19 protein-coding genes are annotated in these 20,992 nt (G+C 71.7%); 15 read left to right on the top strand and 4 right to left on the bottom strand.

All coding sequences use genetic code 11. The annotated features are described in order from the left end of the window. Positions 1-31: 31 nt before the first annotated feature. The 4 genes from ACGFMK_RS13890 to ACGFMK_RS13905 are packed head-to-tail and all read right to left on the bottom strand — an operon-like array spanning position 32 to position 4,435. Positions 32-655 (bottom strand): dTDP-4-dehydrorhamnose 3,5-epimerase family protein, encoded by a 624-nt coding sequence (locus ACGFMK_RS13890; RefSeq protein WP_392761916.1) that lies wholly within the window; start codon positions 653-655, stop codon positions 32-34. 49 nt (positions 656-704) lie between these two features. Then, positions 705-1,817, bottom strand: coding sequence for a nucleotide disphospho-sugar-binding domain-containing protein (locus ACGFMK_RS13895; RefSeq protein WP_392761919.1), 1,113 nt, complete (start codon positions 1,815-1,817; stop codon positions 705-707). A gap of 55 nt (positions 1,818-1,872) precedes the next feature. Then, positions 1,873-3,279, bottom strand: coding sequence for an NDP-hexose 2,3-dehydratase family protein (locus tag ACGFMK_RS13900; RefSeq protein WP_392761921.1), 1,407 nt, complete (start codon positions 3,277-3,279; stop codon positions 1,873-1,875). A gap of 46 nt (positions 3,280-3,325) precedes the next feature. Beyond that, positions 3,326-4,435 carry a DegT/DnrJ/EryC1/StrS family aminotransferase gene (locus ACGFMK_RS13905; protein WP_392761924.1) on the bottom strand — a complete coding sequence of 370 codons (1,110 nt, stop codon included), beginning with the start codon at positions 4,433-4,435 and terminating at the stop codon, positions 3,326-3,328. A 398-nt stretch (positions 4,436-4,833) separates the two neighbouring features. Between ACGFMK_RS13905 and ACGFMK_RS13910 the strand changes: the two genes are divergently transcribed. The 15 genes from ACGFMK_RS13910 (at position 4,834) to ACGFMK_RS13980 (ending at position 20,987) form a co-directional block, all read left to right on the top strand. Continuing rightward, the gene (locus ACGFMK_RS13910; protein WP_392761925.1) at positions 4,834-5,202 is read left to right on the top strand and encodes a hypothetical protein; all 369 of its coding nucleotides are present in this window, start codon (positions 4,834-4,836) and stop codon (positions 5,200-5,202) included. A gap of 88 nt (positions 5,203-5,290) precedes the next feature. Then, positions 5,291-5,830, top strand: coding sequence for a PH domain-containing protein (locus ACGFMK_RS13915; RefSeq protein WP_392761927.1), 540 nt, complete (start codon positions 5,291-5,293; stop codon positions 5,828-5,830). Next, positions 5,827-7,383 (top strand): PH domain-containing protein, encoded by a 1,557-nt coding sequence (locus ACGFMK_RS13920; RefSeq protein WP_392761929.1) that lies wholly within the window; start codon positions 5,827-5,829, stop codon positions 7,381-7,383. The genes ACGFMK_RS13915 and ACGFMK_RS13920 overlap by 4 nt, the downstream gene beginning before the upstream one ends. A gap of 28 nt (positions 7,384-7,411) precedes the next feature. Beyond that, positions 7,412-8,395 (top strand): aldo/keto reductase, encoded by a 984-nt coding sequence (locus tag ACGFMK_RS13925; protein WP_392761930.1) that lies wholly within the window; start codon positions 7,412-7,414, stop codon positions 8,393-8,395. Between the two features lie 130 nt (positions 8,396-8,525). Beyond that, positions 8,526-9,530: an NAD-dependent epimerase/dehydratase family protein gene (locus ACGFMK_RS13930; protein WP_392761932.1), complete on the top strand. Its 1,005-nt coding sequence runs from the start codon at positions 8,526-8,528 to the stop codon at positions 9,528-9,530. A gap of 10 nt (positions 9,531-9,540) precedes the next feature. Beyond that, entirely contained in the window at positions 9,541-10,809 is a 1,269-nt protein-coding gene (locus ACGFMK_RS13935) for an activator-dependent family glycosyltransferase (RefSeq protein WP_392761934.1), read from the top strand. Positions 10,810-10,828: 19 nt separating this feature from the next. Then, positions 10,829-12,067, top strand: a complete 1,239-nt coding sequence (locus ACGFMK_RS13940) for an activator-dependent family glycosyltransferase (RefSeq protein ID WP_392761935.1) — start codon at positions 10,829-10,831, stop codon at positions 12,065-12,067. Continuing rightward, positions 12,064-13,296, top strand: a complete 1,233-nt coding sequence (locus tag ACGFMK_RS13945) for an activator-dependent family glycosyltransferase (RefSeq protein WP_392761936.1) — start codon at positions 12,064-12,066, stop codon at positions 13,294-13,296. The genes ACGFMK_RS13940 and ACGFMK_RS13945 overlap by 4 nt, the downstream gene beginning before the upstream one ends. A gap of 14 nt (positions 13,297-13,310) precedes the next feature. Continuing rightward, complete coding sequence (locus tag ACGFMK_RS13950) at positions 13,311-14,561, top strand: activator-dependent family glycosyltransferase (protein ID WP_392761938.1); 1,251 nt, start codon at positions 13,311-13,313, stop codon at positions 14,559-14,561. Beyond that, positions 14,558-14,716: a hypothetical protein gene (locus ACGFMK_RS13955; protein WP_392761939.1), complete on the top strand. Its 159-nt coding sequence runs from the start codon at positions 14,558-14,560 to the stop codon at positions 14,714-14,716. The genes ACGFMK_RS13950 and ACGFMK_RS13955 overlap by 4 nt, the downstream gene beginning before the upstream one ends. A gap of 13 nt (positions 14,717-14,729) precedes the next feature. After that, positions 14,730-15,995: an activator-dependent family glycosyltransferase gene (locus ACGFMK_RS13960; protein WP_326958670.1), complete on the top strand. Its 1,266-nt coding sequence runs from the start codon at positions 14,730-14,732 to the stop codon at positions 15,993-15,995. A 1-nt stretch (position 15,996) separates the two neighbouring features. Further along, complete coding sequence (locus ACGFMK_RS13965) at positions 15,997-17,226, top strand: activator-dependent family glycosyltransferase (protein WP_392761941.1); 1,230 nt, start codon at positions 15,997-15,999, stop codon at positions 17,224-17,226. Between the two features lie 4 nt (positions 17,227-17,230). Next, a complete protein-coding gene (locus ACGFMK_RS13970) occupies positions 17,231-18,490 on the top strand; it encodes an activator-dependent family glycosyltransferase (RefSeq protein WP_392761943.1) in 1,260 nt (419 codons plus the stop codon). Continuing rightward, entirely contained in the window at positions 18,487-19,728 is a 1,242-nt protein-coding gene (locus ACGFMK_RS13975; RefSeq protein ID WP_392761945.1) for a nucleotide disphospho-sugar-binding domain-containing protein, read from the top strand. The genes ACGFMK_RS13970 and ACGFMK_RS13975 overlap by 4 nt, the downstream gene beginning before the upstream one ends. Beyond that, entirely contained in the window at positions 19,728-20,987 is a 1,260-nt protein-coding gene (locus tag ACGFMK_RS13980) for an activator-dependent family glycosyltransferase (RefSeq protein WP_392761948.1), read from the top strand. The genes ACGFMK_RS13975 and ACGFMK_RS13980 overlap by 1 nt, the downstream gene beginning before the upstream one ends. Positions 20,988-20,992 lie beyond the last annotated feature (5 nt).

Here is a 20,992-nt window from a genome sequence, read left to right on the forward strand (position 1 = left end):
CTCGTCGGGATGGGGGAGGTCGGTGGGCTCGTCAGGAGGCGTGCGCCGCGGGGGCGCCCGCCCCCAGTGCCGCGTAGTGCGCGAGGCACTCCTCGTAGGTCGGCAGCAGCCCTTCGGACTCCGCCTCCTTGAGGCCGATCCCGTTCGCGTCCTTTTCGGACATGATCGGCGGCCCGGTCAGCTCCCACGGGATGCCGATGTCCGGGTCCATCGGGTTGAGCACGAGCATGGTGCCCGGCACGTAGTTCTGCGAGCACAGGTAGTTCATGCACGCGTCGTCGGTCAGGGCGTGGAAGGCGTGGCCCAGCCCGTCGGCCAGGTAGACCGCCGTGCCGGAGTCCTCGTCCTGGTAGGTGACGTCGTAGACGCCGAACGTCGGCGAGCCGACGCGCAGGTCCACCACGACGTCCATCACCGCGCCGCGCACGCACGTGACCAGCTTCGCCTGGCCCGGCGGGAGCGTCGTGCCGTGAATACCGCGCACGGTGTCGCGGCGGCTCGTGGAGTAGTTCACCTGGTTGACCACGAACGGGTAGCCGATCAGGTCCGACAGGGCGTCCGCGCGGAACGCCTCGTGGAACCGGCCCCGCTGGTCCGGGAACTGCTCCGGGAACAGCCTGAAGGCATTCGGGACCTTGGTCTCTTCGATCCGCATTCCGCCCGGCATAGCTACCAGCTCCCCAATTCGTCCCAGAAAGAGTTCGTCATGCCGCGACCAGTTTCTCCAGCAGGCCCACGACTTCCGCGGGCGAACGCTGGGCCCGGACCGCGGCGGCGGCGCGCACCGCGCCGGTGGTGAAGGCGGGCTCGTCCAGCAGCGCGCGGCACCTTTCGGCCACCCGCTCCGGCGAGATCTCGTCCAGGGAAAGCTGCAGGCCCGCGCCGCTCGCGGCCACGGCCGCGGCGTTGTCGAACTGGTCGTCGAACTGCGGGAGCACCAGCTGCGGGCAGCCGGCCTCCAGCGCGGTGAGCACGGTGCCCTGGCCACCGTGGTTGACCATGGCCTCGCAGGCCGGCAGCACCTGGGCGAGCGGGAGCCGCCCGGCGCGGTCGGCCGCGGCGGCCAGCTCGGGCCAGTCCGCCAGCACGTCGTCGGCGGCGGCCACCACCAGCTCGACGTCGAGCTCCTTGAGCAGCTTCAGCATCGGGGCCACCGTCTCGCGCAGCCCGAGGGCCGCCATCCCGGGCAGCACCGTGCCGAAGGTGACGCACACCCGCGGCCGCTCGCGCGGCTCGAGCACCCAGTCCGGCAGCCGGACGTCGCCGTTGAACGACCCGCCCTGGACGCCTTCGTGGCCGGACGCGTGCGGCAGCCGCATGCCGGGCGGCCACGGATCGAGCGTGGCGACCGGGTCCGGCGGCGCCGCGGCGAGCTCGATCGCCGCCGCCCGGCCGTACTCGGTCAGCGGCGCGACCCCCCAGTGGTACTCGACGACCGGGACGTCGTGGGCGGCGGCCGCCAGCGGGCCGGCGAACTCCGCCCGCTCGCCGACGACGAGGTCGGGCCGCCACGCGCCGACCAGCTTCCGCGCGCCGGGCAGGCAGGCCCGGGCGATCTGCCCGAACGCGTGGCCGTGCTCGGCGCGGCGGATCCCGGCCCCGCCGGCGGTCACCGGCGGTTCGCCGCCGACCAGCTCGACGAAGTCGGGCGCGGCACCCCAGGACGTGACCGGCAGCCCGCACCGCAGCACGACCGGCGCGAACGCCTCGGTCGTGGCGACCAGGACCTCGTGGCCGGCCGCCCGGGCCGCCCAGGCGAGCGGCACGAGGGGGAACAGATGGCCGCGCAACGGCGCGGTCGTGAACAGCAATCGCACGCGAACTTCCTTTCCCGGTGCGGTTTTCCTCCGGCGGCAATGGCGGGGGCGGGCTTCAGCAGAGGCTGTGGATGCAGGCCAGCAGGCTGCGGGCCTCGATGTTGAGGTAGTGCCCGTGGCGCAGCAGGTCGATCAGCTGGCGCACGGTCATCCAGCAGTAGTTCGGCGGCACCTCGACCGGGAACTCGTCGCCCACCTCGATCAGCTGGTAGCGGGTCAGCGCGTGGTAGAACCGGCCGCCCTCTTCCGAGAGCTTCTGGTCGTAGTGCGTCTTGACCCCGCCGACCTCGAGCACGTCCCGCAGGAAGGGCTCCTTGATCGACGACGCGTCCTGGCCGGGCAGCAGGTGCACGGTGGGCGCCATCTCGACCATGTCCATCAGCCCGTACTCCGGGCGGGCCTGCACCAGCAGGTGCAGCACGCCGCGGACGCGCCGGGCGAGGAAGGCGGCGTGCCCCTCCCCCCTGGGGTGGAGGAGGGGCTGCCGCCAGGCCTTGACCTCCCGGGTGCCCGCCTCGACCCGCACGCCGATGATGCGGAAGTTCGCCCCCGCGTCGTCGGTGATCTCGTCCTCGTCGCGGTGCCAGCCCGTCGTCGCCGACAGCGGCGTCAGCCGGGCCGACCAGTCGCAGCGCGTCTTGGCCTCGGTGAACCAGCTGAGGATGTCCCCCGCGGTGTGCAGGGCCGGGCCGGGCGCGTCCTCGCCGGCGTACTGGTAGGAGCGCACGAGCGCGTCCCGGAAGTCCTCGCCGGTCGCGCCGTCGCCGTCGGGGAGGGCGAACGGGATGCACGAGAGCACCGTGCGGGCGTCCATGTTCACCAGGTTGTCCCGGTGGGAGAGCTCGCCGATCTGGGCCAGGCTCAGCCAGCAGTAGTCCTCGTGCAGCTCGACGTCGCCGGTGACCAGCACGACCATGTTGCGGTTGCGCTTGCGCCAGAACCACGCGCCCTGCTCCGACTGCAGCACGTCCACCAGTACCTGGCCGCGGCCGGCGCCGACGAAGTACTCCAGGTAGCGCGTGGTCGCGCCCCGGTGCACCTGCGTGTAGTTGCTGCGCGTGGCCTGCACCGTCGGCGACAGCTGGAGCGTGTTGACGTTGCCCGGCTCCATCTTGGCCTGCATCAGGCAGTGCAGCACGCCGTCGAACTCCTTGACGACGATGCCGAGGATGCCGATCTCGGGCTGGTTGATGATGGGCTGGGACCACGTCGGGACGCCGCCCTCGCGCACCTGCAGGCCTTCGATGGTGAAGAAGCGCCCGCTCTTGTGCCCGAGGTTCCCGGTGCCGGGCTCGAACTGCCAGTCGCCGAGTTCGGCGAACGGGATCCGGTCGACGGCGAAGCGCCCGGCCGCCGTCCGCTGCGCCCACCAGTCATGGAACTCCACCATGGACATCATGCTGCCGCCGGTGGTTTCGGGCCCGGGGTTGAGTTCCCGGTGCAGCACCGCGAGTCGCTTCATGCTCGTGAGCTCTCCTGTCTCGTCGGTAACCCCGACCGCGCCGCGGTCAGAGCTTCGCCAGCACCGCCTGCACCTTTTCCACGACCCGTTCCTGGTCCACGTCGGACAGCGACGCGTACATCGGCAGCGAGAAGATCTCGTGGGCCGCCGCCTCGGTCTCGGGCAGCGCACCTTCGCGGTAGCCGAGCTTCGCGAAGCCGGACTGCGTGTGCACCGGCCACGGGTAGCTGATGTTCAGCTCGATGCCCTCGGGCTTGAGCCGCTCGATGATCTTGTCCCGCAACGGGTGCCGAGCCACGTAGACGTAGTAGACGTGGTCGTTGCCCGGGGCCAGTGCCGGCGTCACGAGGTCGGTGCCGGCGAAGGCCTCGGCGTAGCGCTCGGCGATGAGCCGGCGGCGGGCGATGTAGTCGTCGAGCCGGGTCAGCTTGCGGCGCAGGATCTCCGCCTGCACCTCGTCGAGCCGGCTGTTGTACCCCGGCGTGGAGACGACGTAGTAGACCTTCTCCATGCCGTAGTAGCGCAACCGCCGCAGGTTCGCCTCGGTCTCGGCGTCGGACGTGATCGTCGCGCCGCCGTCACCGTAGGCGCCGAGCACCTTGGTCGGGTAGAAGGAGAAGGCCGCGGCCTGGCCCATCGACCCGGCGATCTTCCCGTGGTGCCGGGCGCCGTGCGCCTGCGCGCAGTCTTCCAGGATCGGCAGGCCGTGCTTGGCCGCGATCGCTTCCAGCGGCGCCATGTCGACGCACTGGCCGTACAGGTGCACCGGCAGCAGGCAGCGCGTGCGCTCGGTGATCGCCGCTTCGACCTGCTCGACGTTCATCAGATACGTGCCGGGGTGGACGTCGACGAACACCGGCACGGCACCGATCTGGTCGATCGCCAGCACGGTCGGCGCCGCGGTGTTGGACACCGTGATCACCTCGTCGCCGGCTTCGACGCCGAGGGCGCGCAGGCCGAGGACGATGGCGTTGGTGCCGTTGTCGACGCCGACGCAGTGCTCGACACCGTGGTAGGCGGCGAACTCCTCTTCGAACGCCTTCACACTCGGGCCGAGCACGAGCTTGCCGGAACGGAAGACCGTGTCGACGGCGTCGAGAATGTCGTCCCGTTCTTTCTCGTACTCCGGCAAATAACCCCAGACATATTGAGCCATCAGGGCGGGTCACCTCCAGGGGATCGGCCGTGGCACGACCGGACAGGGCTCGTACGACGCGGGCGAAATTCCCGGTGAACTTCCGGGTCGCCGCAACACATGGGCTATTCGGCGCGACGATTATTCGGTTTACCGCATCGCGCCGCCGGAGTCATGGAAGCACACTTCCGCTCGGCTGTCACAGCCTTGCCGGCCATCATTCGACGCGCATTACCGGCGCGTCCCGCCGGCGGGACAACGACCGTCACGGTGTTGTTGACCGGGGCCGGAGGGCTGGCTAACCTCGGCCGGGTTCCGGCTGCCGACTGGGGGCATTCGCCCGGAGCGCGTCACCCCGCATCCGGGGAAGGATTCGCCGCGCGGCCACACGGACGATTAAGCGGAAGGGCTGAATTGTCATGTCAGAGAACGCCACGAAAGTCGACCTCACCAATGTCGACGACGTCGAGGAGATGGTCCGGGAGATCGCCCGGATGATCTGCGCCGAGCAGCCCGACATGCCCGAACCGGAGAGCCTGCGCGACCTCGACTCGTTTTCCGTGGTGCAGGTCCTGCTGGAGGTCGAGAACACGACGGACCGGAAGCTGCTGGAGAAGTTCGAGGACTTCACCGAGGGCGAGGAGTTCCGCGACCTGGCCGCCTACATCGTGAAGATCGTCGCCGAAGAGGACGCGGCCCCGGCCGACGCCGACGCCGCCGCCGAAACCCCGGCCCCGGCAACCGGAACGGCGGCCCCCGACGCCGCCGCTCCGGCCACCGAGGCCTAGGGGGCGCCGGTGTGCGGGCGCCCCGGGCCCGCACACCGGGTCCCGCCGGCGAGACACGGTTCTCCTCACAGATCGGACGCCTCAGCCGATGGACCACTCCACCAAGGATTCTTCACGGCCCGTGCTCCCGGTCCGGCAGGAACCCCTCGCCGTCCGGCCGCCGCGGCACCGGCTCGCGCGCCGGTTCATCCTGTGGCGCACCCTGAACACGCTCTTCTGGGGCCTCGGCGTGCTCGGCGTGCTCGTCACGCTCCACATCGTCTTCGCCGGCATCCGCACCTGGCTCGACCCGATCACCTGGGGCGTCGCCGGGCTTTTCCTGGTGAACCTGCTGTTCATGCCGACCTACCGGTACCTGGTGCACCGCTGGGAAACGACCGACGCGGCCGTCTACTCGCTCAGCGGCTGGATCACCCGGGAGTGGCGGATCGTCCCGGTGTCCCGGATCCAGAGCATCGACACCGTGCAGGGCCCGATCGAGCAGCTGCTCGGCCTCTCGACCATCAAGGTCACCACGGCCTCGCACGAGGGGCACGTGAAGATCGAGGGTCTGGAGACGCCGATCGCCGAGGAGGCGGTCCGCCGGCTCAACGAGATCGCCCAGGCCACGCCCGGGGACGCGACGTGACGGCGGAAGCGACGACCGAGCCCGTGACCCCCGCGCCCGCCGGCGAGAGCGAGCTTCCCTGGCTGCGCCTGGACATCAAGCTCTTCTACGTCAACGCGGCCAAGTTCACGATCTCCTTCGCCATCAGCATCACGAGCTACTTCCTCTACGACTCGGGCCCGGTCTGGCCGCTGCTGGTGGTCAGCGGCATCAGTGCGCTGATGACCCTGCGGGACCTGTGGCGCTGGCTGTTCACCCGCTACCGCGTGACACCCGAACGCGTCGAGCGCCGCACCGGCCTGCTGGTCCGCGAAGAGCGGCACGTGCAACGCGACCGCATCCGCAGCGTCAGCAGCAGCGCGAAACTGCGGCACCGCCTGGTGAAACTGCGGGTCGTCCACGTCGGATCGGGTGAGGGCAAGCACTTCTCGGCCGCGTTCAAGCTCGACGCGCTCTCGAAGGAGATGGCCGCGCAGCTGCGGCACGACCTGATCCCCCGCGACGCCGAGGCGCCCGAGGAACGCGAAGTCGTCATCGCCCGGCTGCGCTGGATCTGGTTGTGGTACAACGTTTTCCACGTCTGGGCGATCCTCGCCGGGGTCCTCTTCCTCGTCTCGCTGTACTTCACGATGCAGACGTTCGCCGTCGACCTGATCGACGTCGTCGCCGGCCTGATCCGCTGGGCGAACCTCGGCGTGTGGCGCACGATCGGCGCGTCCGTCGTGATCACGTTCGTCCTCGGGTACTTCTCCCTCGGCCTGGACTTCGCCGCGAAGCACTGGAACTTCGAGCTGGTCCGCACGACCAGCGGCGAGGACGGTACCGAGCTGCGCACGCGGCAGGGCCTGTTCACCACCAAGACCGTGCACCGGGAGGACCGCCGCATCCGGGGCCTGCACCTGCACGAACCGCTGCTGTGGCGGTGGATGCGGCTGGCCGAGACCAAGGTGATCACGACCGGGCTCAACGCGTCGCTCAACGAGTCGGCCAACATCCTGCCGCGCACCCCGCTGCGCGACGCCCGGCACGCGGCGAGCTTCGTCTTCCCGGACGGCCACCAGCCCCTCGAAGCACCGCTGCTGCGCCACCCCGTCGGCGCGTTCCGGCGGCGGCTGTACTGGGCGACCTACGGCCCGGCGGCCGTCGCGGGCCTGCTCGCCTGGCTCGGCACGACCGGCGTCGTGCCGCCGTCGTGGTGGCCGCTGCCCCTGCTGCTCCTGCCGCTGACCTGGGCGCTGGCCTGGGTCGCCTACCGGACGCTGGGCCACGCGCTGGTCGGCCCCTACCTGGTCGTGCGCAGCGGCGCGGCGGGCCGCTCGACGACCGTGCTGCGCACCCGCGCGGTGCTCGGCTGGCGGCTGCGGCAGACGATCTTCCAGCGCCTGGGCTCGCGGATGACGATCGGCGTCCCGACCGCGGCCGGCGACCGCTACTACCGCGCGATCGACGCCGGGACCGGGCAGGCCCTCGCGTTCGTCGCCGGCGCCGACCCGGAACTCGCGCACGAATTCCTTTCCGGCACCGGGACTCCCCCGGCCGATTCGCATTTCGCTCCGCGATCGGACGCTCCATGAATCGCCCTTGTGGCTATCGGAGGTGAATATGCGGCACACACGGCTCACCGAAACGCTTTCCGTCGGCGAGATCGGGCTCGGCTGCAGTTCGATGTCCTACGGTTACGGGCCCGCCCGGACCGCGCGGGACCACGAAGAGTCGGCCCGGGTGCTCCGGCACGCGGTCGACCTGGGCGTCACCGTGTTCGACACGGCCGACGTCTACGGCCCGTTCACGAACGAGCAGCTGCTCGGCGAGGTGCTCGCCCCGTTCCGCGCCCGGACCACGATCGCCACCAAGGTCGGGCTGGTCCTGCGGCCCGACGGCACCCTGGAACGCAACGGGCGCCCCGAATACCTCCGCGAGGCCTGCGAAGGTTCGCTGCGCCGGCTGGGCGTCGACGCGATCGGCCTCTACCAGCTGCACCGCGTCGATCCCGACGTGCCGCTGGCCGAGTCGTGGGGCGCGCTGGCCGAGCTCGTCACCGAGGGCAAGGTCCTCGGCCTCGGCATCTCGCACGCGACCGTGGAAGAGCTGGAGCAGATCCACGCGCTCTTCCCGATCGCCGCGGTGCAGTACGAGCTGTCGGTGTGGGAACGCCGGAACCTCGACGAGATCCTGCCCTGGACGTGGAAGAACGACGTCGGCTTCCTCGCCTGCTGCCCGATCGGGCGGGGTTACCTGTCCGGGCGGGTCGCCGTCGACGAGCTCGTCGCGGGCGACTCGCGGCGGCGCGACCCGCGGTTCGAAGCCGCCGCGGTCACCGGCAACCAGCGCATCGTCGACGGCCTGCACCGGGTCGCCGCCCGGCACGGCGCGACGCCGGCGCAGGTGGCGATCGCCTGGCTCACCACGCACGGCGACAACGTCGTGCCGATCCCGGGCACCCGGCGGCTGCGCTGGCTGGCGGAGAACGTCGGCGCGGCCGGGCTGCGGCTGAACGCGGAGGACCTGCGCGACATCGACACCCTGCCCGTGGCGACCGGCGAAAAGCGCTGGGACGAACACCGCGAAGTGACCGTGTCGAAATGACCGCGCAATTCTTTGGGTACGGCGGCAAAGCTGTCTTAGACTTCGGGCAGCTCACCGGCCGAAGAAATCCTTCCGTTCCCGGAAGAGCCTTTCCACTCATTCACCGTGACGCGAAACTGGAGGAGAAGCCGTGGGCGAACAGGCACGACCGCTGATCACGGTGCTCGGTTCGTCCGGGCTCCTGGGCACCGCCATCACCCGCGAACTGGCCGCCCGGCCGGTCCGGCTGCGCCTCGCCGGGCGCCGGCCGACCACGGTCCCGGCCGGGGCGCGGGCCGACATCGACGTCCGCACCACCGACCTGACCGCCGACGGGGCCGTCGCCGACGCCGTCGAGGGCGCCGACGCGGTGATCCACCTGGTGGCGCACATCGCCGGGGCCAGCACCTGGCGGGTGTCGTCGGACGACCCGGTCGCCGAGCGCGTCAACCTCGGGCTGGTGCACGACCTCGTCGCCGCCGTGAAGGACCAGCGGCCGGCGAACCCGCCGGTGGTCCTGCTGGCCGGGTCGATGTCGCAGGCCGGGCGCTCGATCTCGGGCCGGATCGACGGCACCGAACCCGACCAGCCGCTGACCACCTACGACCGGCAGAAGCTGGACGCCGAGCACGCGATCCGCGACGCCGTCGAGGCCGGGCTGCTGCGCGGGGCGTCCCTGCGGCTGGCGACGCTCTACACGCAGGGCTCCGACTCCCCCGCGCTCGACCGCGGCGTCGTCTCGACGATGATGCGCCGCGCGTTCGCCGGCGAGCCGCTCACCATGTGGCACGACGGGACCGTGAAGCGGGACCTGGTGTGCGTCGACGACGTCGCCCGCGCCTTCCTGGCCGCCCTCGACCAGCCGGACGCCGTCGACGGCCGCCCCTGGCTGGTCGGTACCGGGCTGGCGACCAGCGTCGCGGACCTGTTCGGCGGGGTCGCGAAGGTCGTCGCCGCGCAGACCGGGCGGGAGCCGGTGCCGGTGGTGTCGGTCAAGCCGGCCGACCACTCGATGCCGACCGACCTGCTCGACTTCGTGCTCGACCCGTCGGGCTTCCAGAACGCGACCGGCTGGGCGCCGCGCGTCACGCTGGAGCAGGGCCTGGAGAACCTCGCCGTGGTGATGGCCCGCGACGCCGTCGCGCAGAGCGTCTGAGGGGGTAGGAGTGCGCGTCCTGCTGGTCCTGCCCGCCGAGAAGAGCATCTTCAACTACCTGGTGCCGGTCACCTGGGCGCTGCGCACCGCCGGCCACGAGGTGCACGTGGCGAGCCTGCCGCGGTTCGCGAGCACGATCACCCAGGCCGGGCTGACGGCGGTCCCGGTCGGGCACGACCGGGACCCGTGGCGCATCACCGAAAACCGGCCCGAGGAGCGTGCCGCGCTGCGCGCCGGGGTGGCCGCGCCGTACGACCTGTTCGACGCGCCCGGCAGTGCGTCGTGGGACTACCTGCGCGACGGGATGACGGCCGCGGTCAACGGCTGGCACCGGCTGACGAACTTCCCGATGATCGCCGACCTCGTCGGCTACGCCCGGTTCTGGGAGCCGGACCTCGTGCTGTGGGAACCGCTTTGTTACGCCGGGGCGATCGCCGCCAAGGCGTGCGGCGCGGCCCACGGCCGGCTCCTGTTCGGCATCGACGTCTTCGGTGCCACCCGCGTCGACTACCTGCGGGCGCAGGCCCGGCAGGCGCCGGCCGACCGCGTCGACCCGCTCGCCGGCTGGCTCGGGAGTTACGCCCGCAAGTACGGTTTCGACGCCGGTGAGGACCTCGCCGTCGGCGACTTCACCATCGACCAGCTGCCCGCGTCGCTGAGCCTGGACGCCGGGCTCGACACCGCGCGCGTGCAGTTCGTGCCCTACGGCGGGGCCGCGGTGGTGCCGGACTGGCTGAAGCGGCCCGCGGAACGCCCTCGGGTCGCGCTGACCCTGGGCCTCACCGCGACCGAGGTCTTCGGTGGCTACAACGTCCCGCTGTCCGAGATCCTCTTGGGACTGTCCGAACTGGACGCGGAGGTGGTGGCGACCGTCGCCGCGGACGTCCAGGAGCTGCTGCCGCCGATGCCGGAGAACGTCCGGATGGTGCCGTACGTGCCGTGGCACGCGCTCGCCCCGACGTGCGCCGCGGTGGTGCACCACGCGGGCGCGGCGACCCTGGCCACCACCGCCCGGCACCCGGTGCCGCAGCTGGCGCTGCACTTCCACTTCGACCAGCCCTACCTGGGCCGCAAGCTCGCCGAACACGGGGCCGGGCTGGAGTTCCACACCGGGGACGCGACCGGGCCGAACGTCCGCGACGCCGTCTCGCGGCTCCTCACCGAGCAGTCGTTCAAGGACCGGGCGGGCGACCTGCGCGACGAGATCCTCGCCCTGCCGACCCCGAACGAGCTGGCCGGGACGCTCGAAGAGCTGACCGCCAAGCACCGCACCCGCTGAGCCCCCGGAAAGGAGCACCATGCGCGTCCTGTTCGCCACCACGCCGCAGAAGAGCGTCTTCCTGTACCTGGCGCCGATGGCGTGGGCGCTGCGCACCGCCGGCCACGAAGTCCGCTTCGCGAGCCAGCCCGCGCTGACGGACGTGATCACGCAGTCCGGCCTCACCGCGGTGCCGGTCGGGCACCCCCGCAACCGCCGCCTCAGCGACGACGACGGCCGTGAAGAGGGCCGCGCCGGGTTGCCCGCGCCGTACGACGTCTTCGACGACTACGAGCGCGCCACCTGGGAGTACCTCGAGCCGGGCATGGCCGACGCGGTGCGCGGCTGGCACTGGCTGACCAACCACCCGATGATCGGCGGGCTCGTCGAGCTCGCCCGCGCCTGGCAGCCGGACCTGATCGTCTGGGAGCCGTTCTGCTACGCCGGGCCGATCGCCGCGAAGGCGTGCGGCGCGGCACATGCGCGTCTCCTGTTCGGGGTGGACGTCTTCGGCGCGGCCCGCGAGCAGTACCGGCGGCGGCTGGCCGAGGAGCCCGGCCGCGTCGACCACCTCGGCGCGTGGCTCGGCCGGTACGCGCGGATGTACGGCGCCGAGTTCTCCGAGGACATGACGACCGGGCAGTTCACCATCGACCAGTTCCCGGCCAGTTTCCAGCCCGCGACCGAGCTGGACGTGCTGCGCACGCAGTACATCCCGTACGGCGGCCCGGCCGTGGTGCCGGACTGGCTGTCGAAGCCGCCGGAGCGCCCGCGCGTCGCGATGACCCTGGGGCTGACCGCGACCGAGCACTTCAACGGCTACACCGTCGGCGTCCAGGAGGCCCTCGACGCCCTCGCCGACCTCGACATCGACCTGGTCGCGACCGTCGCGGAGAAGGCCCAGGCGGAGCTGACGCGGATCCCGGACAACACGCGGATAGTCTCGTACGTGCCGTGGCACGCGCTCGCCCCGACGTGCTCGGTCGTCGTCCACCACGCCGGCGCGGCGACGATGGCCACGACGTCCCGGCACCCGGTGCCGCAGCTGGCCCTGCACCACCACTACGACCAGCCGTTCCTCGGCCGCAAGCTGGCCGAGCACGGGGCCGGGCTGGAGCTGCCGACCCACCGTGCGACCGGCGCGCGGATCCGCGAGAGCGTCGAACGGCTGCTGACCGAACAGTCCTTCAAGGACCGGGCGGTGGACCTGCGCGACGAGATCCTCGGGCTGCCGTCGCCGAACGCGATCGTGCCGGAGATCGAGGCGCGCGTCCGATGAGGGTCCTGCTGACCACCTACCCGGAGAAGACGTTCTTCTACCACCTCGTCCCGCTCGCCTGGGCGCTGCGGACGGCCGGGCACGAGGTGCGCGTGGCGTGCCAGCCGAGGTTCGCGCCGGTCGTCACCCAGGCCGGGCTGACCGCGGTGCCGGTCGGGTCCGACCGGAACTTCTGGCGGATCACCGAGACGCGCGCCGGCGGCACGGAGGCGATGCGCGAAGGCATCATGCCGCCGTACGACGCCTTCGACGACGTCGCCAAGCAGAACCTCGGCTACCTGCAACCGGGGCTGACCGAGGCGGTGCGCGGCTGGCACCGGGTGAGCAACTTCCCCATGGTGGCCGACCTGGTCGAGTTCGCCCGGGCCTGGCGGCCGGATCTCGTCGTGTGGGAGCCGCTGAGCCAGGCGGGCGCGATCGCCGCGCGGGCGTGCGGCGCGGCCCACGCGCGGATGCTGTGGAGCGTCGACCTCTTCGGCGGCGTCCGCGACCACTACCTGCGGCTGCGCGGCGACGAGCCGGACCCGTTCGAGGACTGGTTTTCCGGGTACGGCCGCAAGTACGGCTTCGAGTTCGGCGAGGACATGGTCACCGGGGACTTCACCCTCGACCACGTTCCGGGCCGCCTCCAGCTCGAAGCCGACCTGCCGTACCTGCGTTTCCAGTACGTTCCCTACGGCGGCCCGGCGTCGGTGCCGGACTGGCTGCAACGTCCGCCCGAGCGCCCGCGGATCGCGCTGACCATGGGACTGAGCGCCACCGAGATCTTCGGGGGGTACCACCTGTCCCTTTCGGACGTCCTTTCCGGACTGTCCGATCTGGACATCGAGGTGGTGGCGACGGCTCAGGGGCTCGGCGCGGTGCCGTCGAACGTCCGCCTGGTCTCGTACGTCCCGCTGCACGCGCTGGCGCCGACGTGCGCGGCCGCCGTCCACCACGGCGGGCTCGGCACCCTGGCCACGTTCGCCCGGGCGGGCGTGCCGCAGCTGTGCGTGCCGCACCACCTGGACGAGCCGATCTTCGCCGCCGGCCTGGCCCGTGCCGGCGCCGGGATCGACCTGCGCGCACCCACCGCCGAGACGATCCGCGCGAGCGTCCGGCAGCTGCTCGACGACCCGTCCTTCGGCCGCGGCGCCGCGAGCCTCCAGTCCGAAATGGACGCGCTGCCGTCGCCGAACGAGATCGTGCCGGAACTCGAAGAGATCACCGCCAAGTACCGCGCTCGCTGACCGGAAGAGAGACCATGCGCGTCCTGCTCACCACCTACCCGGAGAAGACCATCTTCCAGCCGATGGTCGCGCTCGCGTGGGCGCTGCGCACCGCCGGGCACGAGGTGCGGGTGGCGACCCAGCCGGGCTTCGAGGACGTCATCACCGGCGCCGGCCTGACCGCCGTGCCGGTCGGGCGCCGCGGCGTCGGCAACTGGCGACGGCTCACCGAGGCCTACCCCGACCTGGCCGAAGCTGAGCGCGTCGGCCTGCCGTCTCCTTATGACGCCGCGGTTTCCGGCGTCGGTACCCGCGAGGAGATGGCTGCCGGCTATGCGTCGATCCTGGAACTCTGGCACAAGCAGAACAACTTCCCGCTGGTCACCGGCCTGGTCGAGTTCGCGCGGGCATGGCAGCCGGACCTGGTGATCTGGGAGCCGACGACGTACGCGGGCGCGATCGCGGCCGCGGCGTGCGGTGCGGCGCACGGCCGTCTCCTGTGGAGCATCGACGTCTTCGGCGCGGCCCGCGAACGGTTCCTCGCCCTGGGCCCGGGTCCCGACCCGCTGGCCGAGTGGATCGCCGGGTACGGCCGCAAGTACGGCTTCGCGTTCGACGAGGAACTGATCACCGGCCAGTTCACGATCGACCCGGTGCCGGACCCGATCCGCCTCGACACGCGGTTGCCGGCGCTGCCGGTGCAGTACGTCCCGTACGGCGGCGCGGCCAGCGTCCCGGATTGGCTGAAGCGAAGGACCGACCGGCCGCGGATCGGCCTCACCCTGGGCACCACGGCGACCGAGCACTTCGGCGGCTACACGGTGAGCGTCCCGGACATCCTGGCCGCACTGTCCGATGTGGACGCCGAGATCGTCGCCACCCTGCCCGACGCCGAAGCCGCCAAGGTCGAGGACGTGCCGGCCAACGCCCGGATCGTGCCGTACGTGCCGCTGCACGCGCTCGTCCCGACGTGCGCCGCGGTGATCAACCACGCCGGCCCGGGCACCTACCTGACGACGGCCCGGTACGGCGTCCCGCAGCTGGCCGTGCCGTGGGAGTTCGACGAGCCGGAACTGGCCCGCCGCGCGACGGTCCACGGCTCGGCCCTGACCCTGACCGGCGCGGAGGTGTCGGGCAAGGCCGTCCGCGCGGGCGTCCTGCGGCTGCTGGACGAGCCGTCGTTCGCAGCCCGGGCGCGGGAACTCGCCGCGCGGATGGCCGCCACCCCCTCGCCCAACGACGTCGTCCAGGCGCTCGAAGCCCTCGCCGCCCGGAGAAACGCATGAGGACCACCCGGCCCGGCCCCGGCCGCCCGGCCTTCCCGGCGCTCCGCGACCTCGCCACCCGGTACCGGCGCAGCTCCCGGACGTCGAGCCCCGCCGTCCGCGCGAGTGTGCTGCGCCTGCTGGCCGCCGCTCCCTCGCCATCCGAAGCCCGCTGACCGGAGGAAAGCCATGCGCATCCTGTTCGTCTCCAACCCGCCCCGGACCGTCTACAAGTACATGTTCACCATCGCCTGGGCGCTGCGGACGGCCGGGCACGAAGTCCGGTTCGCCAGCCAGCCCGAGTTCGTCGACGAAGTCCTGCAGGCCGGGCTGACCGCCGTTCCGGTCGGGCACAGCCGCGACATGCACAAGGTCGCCGCGCGCACCCGCGGCGTCGAAAACGAACGCGCGGGCATTCCGGCGCCCTACGACGTCTACGAAGAGCCCGAGAAGGCCACCTGGGAACACATGGTGTCGACGATGGCCAACGAGGGCATCGAGTGGCACAAGTACGGCAACTTCCCGATCATCTCCGGGCTCGTCGAGTTCGCCCGCTACTGGGAACCCGACCTCGTCGTCTGGGACCCGCTGAGCTTCGCCGGCGCGATCGCGGCCAAGGCGTGCGGCGCGGCCCACGCGCGGCTGCTGTTCGGCGTCGACGTCTTCGGCAAGGTGCGCCAGCAGTTCGTGAAGCTGCGGGACGCGCAGCCGGCCGACCAGCGCCGCGACCCGCTCGCCGAGTGGATGGGCGCCTACGCCCGCAAGTACGGCTTCGACTTCACCGAGGACATGTTCACCGGCGACTTCACGCTCGACCAGTTCCCGCTGAGCTGGCAGGACGAGGCCGACCTGGAGTACGTGCGGACGCAGTACATCGCCTACAACGGCGCTTCGGTCGTCCCGAAGTGGCTGCAGACGCCGCCGGCGAAGCCGCGGATCGCGATCACCATGGGCAACAGCGCCGTCGAGGTCTACCGGGGTTACAACGTGCCTCTGAGCGACCTGCTCGACTCCGTCGCCGACCTCGACGTCGAGGTGGTCGCCACGGTCGCCGCGTCCCAGCAGCCGCTGCTCGGCAAGACGCCGGCCAACGCCCGGATCGTCGACTTCGCGCCGATGCACGCGCTGGCCCCGACGTGCTCGGTCGTCGTCCACCACGCCGGCGCCGCGACCATGGGCACCACCGCGCGCCACCCGGTGCCGCAGCTGGCCCTGCCCTACCACTACGACCAGCCGACGCTCGGCAAGATGCTGGAGAAGCAGGGCGCCGGGCTGTCGATCCACGTTTCCGAGGTCACGCCGGAGAAGTTCCGCACGGCGATCGACCGGCTGCTCACCGAGCAGGTGTTCCAGGACCGGGCGGTGGCCCTGCGCGACGAGATCTTCGCGCTGCCCACGCCGAACCAGGCCGTGCCGCGCATCGAAGAGCTCGTCGTGAAGCACCGGGCGCGGTGACATGCGCGTCCTGCTGACCACCTACGCCGAGCGGACCCACTTCCTGATGATGGTGCCGCTCGCGTGGGCGCTGCGCACCGCCGGGCACGACGTCCGGGTGGCGGTGCAGCCCAAGCTCGCCGGGGCGGTGACCGGGGCCGGGCTCACCGCCGTCCCGGTCGGGCACGACCGCGACCTGTGGGACCTGCTGCGCCGCACCGGACCCGGGCACCTGTTCGGCGTCGAGACCGGCTGGCCTGCGCCCTACGACGCGGCGGCACTGTCCACCCCGGACTGGGAGCACGTGCTGCGCGGCTACCGCGACATCGCCGTGCGCTGGCACAAGACCAGCAACGTCCCGCTGATCACCGACCTCGTCGACTTCGCCCGGTGGTGGCGGCCGGACCTGGTGCTGTGGGAGCCGACGACGTACGCCGGTGCGATCGCGGCCAAGGCCTGCGGCGCCGCACACGGCCGGATCCTCATCGGCGAGGACGTCTTCGGCCTGACCCGCGACCACTTCCTGCGGCTGCGGCCGGACGGCGCGCCGGACCCGCTCGGCGAGTGGCTGGGGGCGTACGCACGCAAGTACGGCGGCGAGTTCAGCGAGGACATGATCACCGGGCAGTTCACGATCGACCAGCTCCCGGCGTCCCTGCGGCACCGGGCGTTGCTCAAGCACGTCCCGATGCAATACGTGAACTACGGCGGCGCCGCGGTGGTCCCGGACTGGCTCTCGACGCCACCCTCGCGCCCACGCATCGCACTCACCATGGGCCTGACCGCGCACGACCGCACCGGCGGCTACCCGGTGGACCTCCAGGACGTTCTCGACGCGGTCGACGGCCTCGACGTCGAACTGGTCGCCACGGTCACCCCCGAGACCCGGCTGAGCAGAGTCCCCTCGCGAACACGCCTGGTCCCGTTCGTGCCGCTCACGGCCCTGCTGACGACGTGCTCGGTCGCCATCCACCACGCCGGCGTCGGCACCCTGGCGTCGACGGCGTTGCGCGGCATCCCGCAGCTGACCCTGCCCTGGGACGTCGACCAGCCGACGCTCGGCGCCCGGCTGGCCGCCCAGGACGCCGGGATCTCCATCCACGCCACCGAAGCGACCACCGAAGGCATCCGCGACGCGCTGGTCCGGCTGCTGCACGAACCCGCGTACACCAAGGGCGCCGCCCGCCTGCGCGACGAGATGCTCGCGATGCCGTCACCCAACGACGTCGCCCACCAGCTAACCGAGGGATGAGGCCATGCGCGTCCTGTTCACCACCTACCCGGAGAAGACCCACTTCCTCGCCATGGCGCCGCTCGCCTGGGCGCTGCGCACCGCCGGCCACGAGGTGCGCGTCGCGTGCCAGCCGAAGTTCGCCGACGTCGTCACGCAGGCCGGGCTCACCGCCGTGCCCGTCGGGCCGGACCGCGACCTGTGGCAGCTGATGGCGCGTGACACGAACTGGTTCAGCGTCGGCCTCAACGGCCTGCCGGTGCCCTACGACACCGTCGACTGGCGCCCCGAGGACGTCTCCTACGAGTACCTCCGGGACGGCTACCAGCTGCACGTCACCAAGTGGCACAAGATGAGCAACGTCCCGCTGCTCCCCGGCCTGGTCGAGTTCGCCCAGGCGTGGCAGCCGGACCTGGTGATCTGGGAGCCGTCGACGTACGCGGGGGCGATCGCGGCCGAGGCCGTCGGCGCGGCGCACGCGCGGCTGCTGTTCAGCCTCGACACCTTCGGCGTCACCCGCGACCACTTCACCCGCCTCAGCCCCGAAGGCGCCGAAGACCCGCTCAAGAACTGGCTGGCGCCGGCCGCGGGCAAGTACGGCGTCCCGTGGAGCGAACGCCTGGTCACCGGCGAGTTCACGATCTCGCTGCTGCCGCCGTCACTGCGCGCGGAGGCGGACCTGGAATACGTGCCGATGCGGTACGTCCCCTACGGCGGCCCCGCCGTGCTGCCGGCCTGGCTGCGCACACCGCCGGAGAAGCCGCGGGTGGCGCTGACCATGGGCATCAGCATCGCCGAGTCGAGCGGCGACATGGTCGACCTCAAGGACCTGTTCGACGAACTGTCCGATGTGGACATGGAGCTGGTGGCGACCATCCCGGAGAGCGTCCAGGAGAAGCTCGGAAAGGTCCCGGGCAACGTGCGGATGGTCTCGTTCGTGCCGCTGCACGCGCTGGTCCCGACCTGTACCGCCGTGATCCACCACGCCGGCTACGGCACCCTCGCGACGACGGCGTTGCACGGCAAACCGCAGGTCATCGTGCCGTGGAACGCCGACGGGCCCGCGCTCGCCAAGCGCGTCGCCGCGCAGGGGGCCGGGCTGGCGCTGCACGTCCACCAGGCGTCGGCGCGCGGGGTGCTGCGCAACCGGCTGCTGCGCGTGCTCACCGAACCGAAGTTCACCGAGGGCGCCCACCGGCTGCGCGACGAGATCCTCGCCATGCCGACGCCCAACGACGTCGCCGACCAGCTCGCCCACCGGGTCGCGAAAGCAGCCATCGCATGAAAGTCCTCTTCGCCGCCAACCCCGAGAAGGCGCACCTCCTGCCGATGGTGCCGCTGGCCTGGGCGCTGCGCACCGCCGGGCACGAGGTGCGGGTCGCGTGCCAGCCGAAGTTCGCGCCAGTCGTCACCCAGGCCGGGCTGACGGCGGTGCCGGTCGGCCGCGACGGCGACCTGTGGGACCTCATGCCACGCCACCCCGACTACCGCGGCACCCAGTGGCGGCCGGCCTACGGGCTGCCGGTGCCGTACGAGGTCGCGGAGTTCCCGGAGAAGGCGACACCGAAGTACCTCGAGGAGTCATACGCGGCGATCCTGCACTACTGGCACAAACCCGCGTCCTTCCCGATGATCGGCGGCCTGGTCGAGTTCGCGCGCGCCTGGGAGCCGGACCTGGTGCTGTGGGAGCCGCTCTGCTTCGCCGGCCCGATCGCCGCGCTGGCGTCCGGCGCCGCGCACGGCCGCATCCTGTGGAGCACCGACGTCTTCGGCGTCACGCGGTCGTTTCCCGCCGCCGGCGATCCGCTGGGTGACTGGCTCGGCGCGTACGCCCGCAAGCACGGCGGCGAGTTCACCGAGGAGATGGTCACCGGGCAGTTCACGATCGACCAGCTCCCGGCGTCGCTGCGGCTGCCGACGTCACTGGAAACCGTGCCGCTGCAATACTTTCCGTACGGCGGCGCGGCGTCCATTCCGGACTGGTTGCGCGAGCCGCCGGAGAAGCCGCGCGTCGCGTTGAGCATGGGGATCAGCCTCACCGACCACGAAGCCGGTTACTCGGTGGCCGTGCAGGACGTGCTGGACCACCTGGTCAAGCTGGACGTCGAGGTCGTCGCCACCCTGCCGGACGTCGAGAAGGCGAAGCTGGCGAGCATCCCCGACGGCGTCCGGATCGTGCCGTACGCCCCGCTCGAAGCCCTCGCGGCGTCGTGCTCGGCCGTCGTCTCCCACGGCGGCTTCGGGACTTTCCTGACGACCGCGCGCCACGCCGTTCCGCAGCTGTGCACGCCCTGGGACTTCGACGGCCCGGTCTTCGCCGCCCGCGCCGCCGCACAAGGCGGTTCACTCACGGTCCGCGCCGACCAGGCCACCGGTGCAGTGGTGGCGGACGCCGTGGCCCGGCTGCTTTCCGAAGCCGCGTTCCGCGCACGGGCGGCAGCGCTGAGCGAAGAGATCCGAGCCATGCCCACACCCAACGAGGTCGCCGACCAGCTGGCCGCGAAATACCGCAGGAGGTCGTGATGCGCGTCCTGTTCACCGTCAGCCCGGGGACGACCGTGTTCAACAGCATGGTGCCGCTGGCCTGGGCGCTGCGCACCGCCGGGCACGACGTGCGCGTCGCGAGCCAGCCCGCCTTCGCCGACGAGATCACCCAGGCCGGGCTCACCGCCGTGCCGCTCGGGCGTGACCTCGGCATCCCGCGGCTGCTGCTCGCGATGGGCATGGACAGCGCGGCTCTGGAGGAGGCCCGCCGCGGGCTGCCGGACCCGTACGCCGTGCTGGACGAGCCGGACTCGACCGACTGGGACCGCGCCCACCGCGCGTTCACCGAGGTCGCCGAGGGCGCGCGGTTCGAGACGTTCGCCATCATGTCCGCGCTCGTCGGCTTCGTCCGCGACTGGGAACCGGACCTCGTCGTGTGGGAGCCGTTCACCCCGGCCGGCGCGATCGCGGCCAAGGCGTGCGGCGCCGCCCACGCCCGGCTGCTCTACGGCGTCGACGTCTACGCCTTTGCCCGACAGCACTTCCTGAGCATCCGCGACGGCCGGAACGACCCGCTCGCCGATTGGCTCGGCGGGTACGCGCGCAAGTACGGCGCGGAGTTCACCGAGGACATGACGGTCGGGCAGTTCACCATCGACCAGATCCCGGCGAGCCTGCAGACCGAGTCCGACCTGCACTACCTGCGCACGCCCTACATCCCGTACGGCGGCGCGGCGGTCGTCCCGCGCTGGCTGCAGCTCCCACCGGAACGCCCGCGCGTCGCCCTCACCATGGGTTTGAGCGCCACCGGCTACTTCTCCGGGTACACGGTGAACGTCCAGGACATCCTCGACTCCCTCGCCGACCTGGACATCGAGCTGGTGGCGACGGTCGCCGAGGCCGAGCAGGCGAAACTGGCGCGGATCCCGGACAACGCGCGGCTCGTCCCGTACGTGGCCCTGCACGCCCTCGCCCCGACGTGCACCGCGGCGATCACGCACGCCGGGTTCGGCACGCTGACGGCGTTCGCGCCCTACGGCGTCCCGCAGCTGACGTTGCCGTTCCACTTCGACGAGCCGACGCTCGGCCACCGCCTCGCCGCCCAGGGCGCCGGCCTCAACCTCGACCCGACGCAGGTCACGGGCGCGAACGTCCGCGAAGGCGTGCTGCGGTTGCTCAACGAGCCGAGCTTCACCACCGCGGCCCGCCGCCTCCAGACCGAGATCCGCGCGCTCCCCAGCCCCAACGACCTGGTCCCCGAAATCGAAGCCCTCACCCGCAAGCACCGAACCCGCTAGGAGCC

The sequence above is a fragment of the Amycolatopsis sp. NPDC049252 genome (genome assembly GCF_043197175.1).
Classification (GTDB): Bacteria; Actinomycetota; Actinomycetes; order Mycobacteriales; family Pseudonocardiaceae; genus Amycolatopsis.

Excerpts from the sequence above, each read along its gene's own strand:
- ACGFMK_RS13960 (WP_326958670.1), top strand. The coding sequence starts at position 14,730 with ATGCGCATCCTGTTCGTCTCCAACCCGCCCCGGACCGTCTACAAGTAC.
- ACGFMK_RS13890 (WP_392761916.1), bottom strand. The coding sequence starts at position 655 with ATGCGGATCGAAGAGACCAAGGTCCCGAATGCCTTCAGGCTGTTCCCG.
- ACGFMK_RS13970 (WP_392761943.1), top strand. The coding sequence starts at position 17,231 with ATGCGCGTCCTGTTCACCACCTACCCGGAGAAGACCCACTTCCTCGCC.
- ACGFMK_RS13975 (WP_392761945.1), top strand. The coding sequence starts at position 18,487 with ATGAAAGTCCTCTTCGCCGCCAACCCCGAGAAGGCGCACCTCCTGCCG.
- ACGFMK_RS13925 (WP_392761930.1), top strand. The coding sequence starts at position 7,412 with ATGCGGCACACACGGCTCACCGAAACGCTTTCCGTCGGCGAGATCGGG.
- ACGFMK_RS13965 (WP_392761941.1), top strand. The coding sequence starts at position 15,997 with ATGCGCGTCCTGCTGACCACCTACGCCGAGCGGACCCACTTCCTGATG.
- ACGFMK_RS13900 (WP_392761921.1), bottom strand. The coding sequence starts at position 3,279 with ATGAAGCGACTCGCGGTGCTGCACCGGGAACTCAACCCCGGGCCCGAA.
- ACGFMK_RS13955 (WP_392761939.1), top strand. The coding sequence starts at position 14,558 with ATGAGGACCACCCGGCCCGGCCCCGGCCGCCCGGCCTTCCCGGCGCTC.
- ACGFMK_RS13940 (WP_392761935.1), top strand. The coding sequence starts at position 10,829 with ATGCGCGTCCTGTTCGCCACCACGCCGCAGAAGAGCGTCTTCCTGTAC.
- ACGFMK_RS13950 (WP_392761938.1), top strand. The coding sequence starts at position 13,311 with ATGCGCGTCCTGCTCACCACCTACCCGGAGAAGACCATCTTCCAGCCG.
- ACGFMK_RS13945 (WP_392761936.1), top strand. The coding sequence starts at position 12,064 with ATGAGGGTCCTGCTGACCACCTACCCGGAGAAGACGTTCTTCTACCAC.
- ACGFMK_RS13905 (WP_392761924.1), bottom strand. The coding sequence starts at position 4,435 with ATGGCTCAATATGTCTGGGGTTATTTGCCGGAGTACGAGAAAGAACGG.
- ACGFMK_RS13910 (WP_392761925.1), top strand. The coding sequence starts at position 4,834 with ATGTCAGAGAACGCCACGAAAGTCGACCTCACCAATGTCGACGACGTC.
- ACGFMK_RS13915 (WP_392761927.1), top strand. The coding sequence starts at position 5,291 with ATGGACCACTCCACCAAGGATTCTTCACGGCCCGTGCTCCCGGTCCGG.
- ACGFMK_RS13980 (WP_392761948.1), top strand. The coding sequence starts at position 19,728 with ATGCGCGTCCTGTTCACCGTCAGCCCGGGGACGACCGTGTTCAACAGC.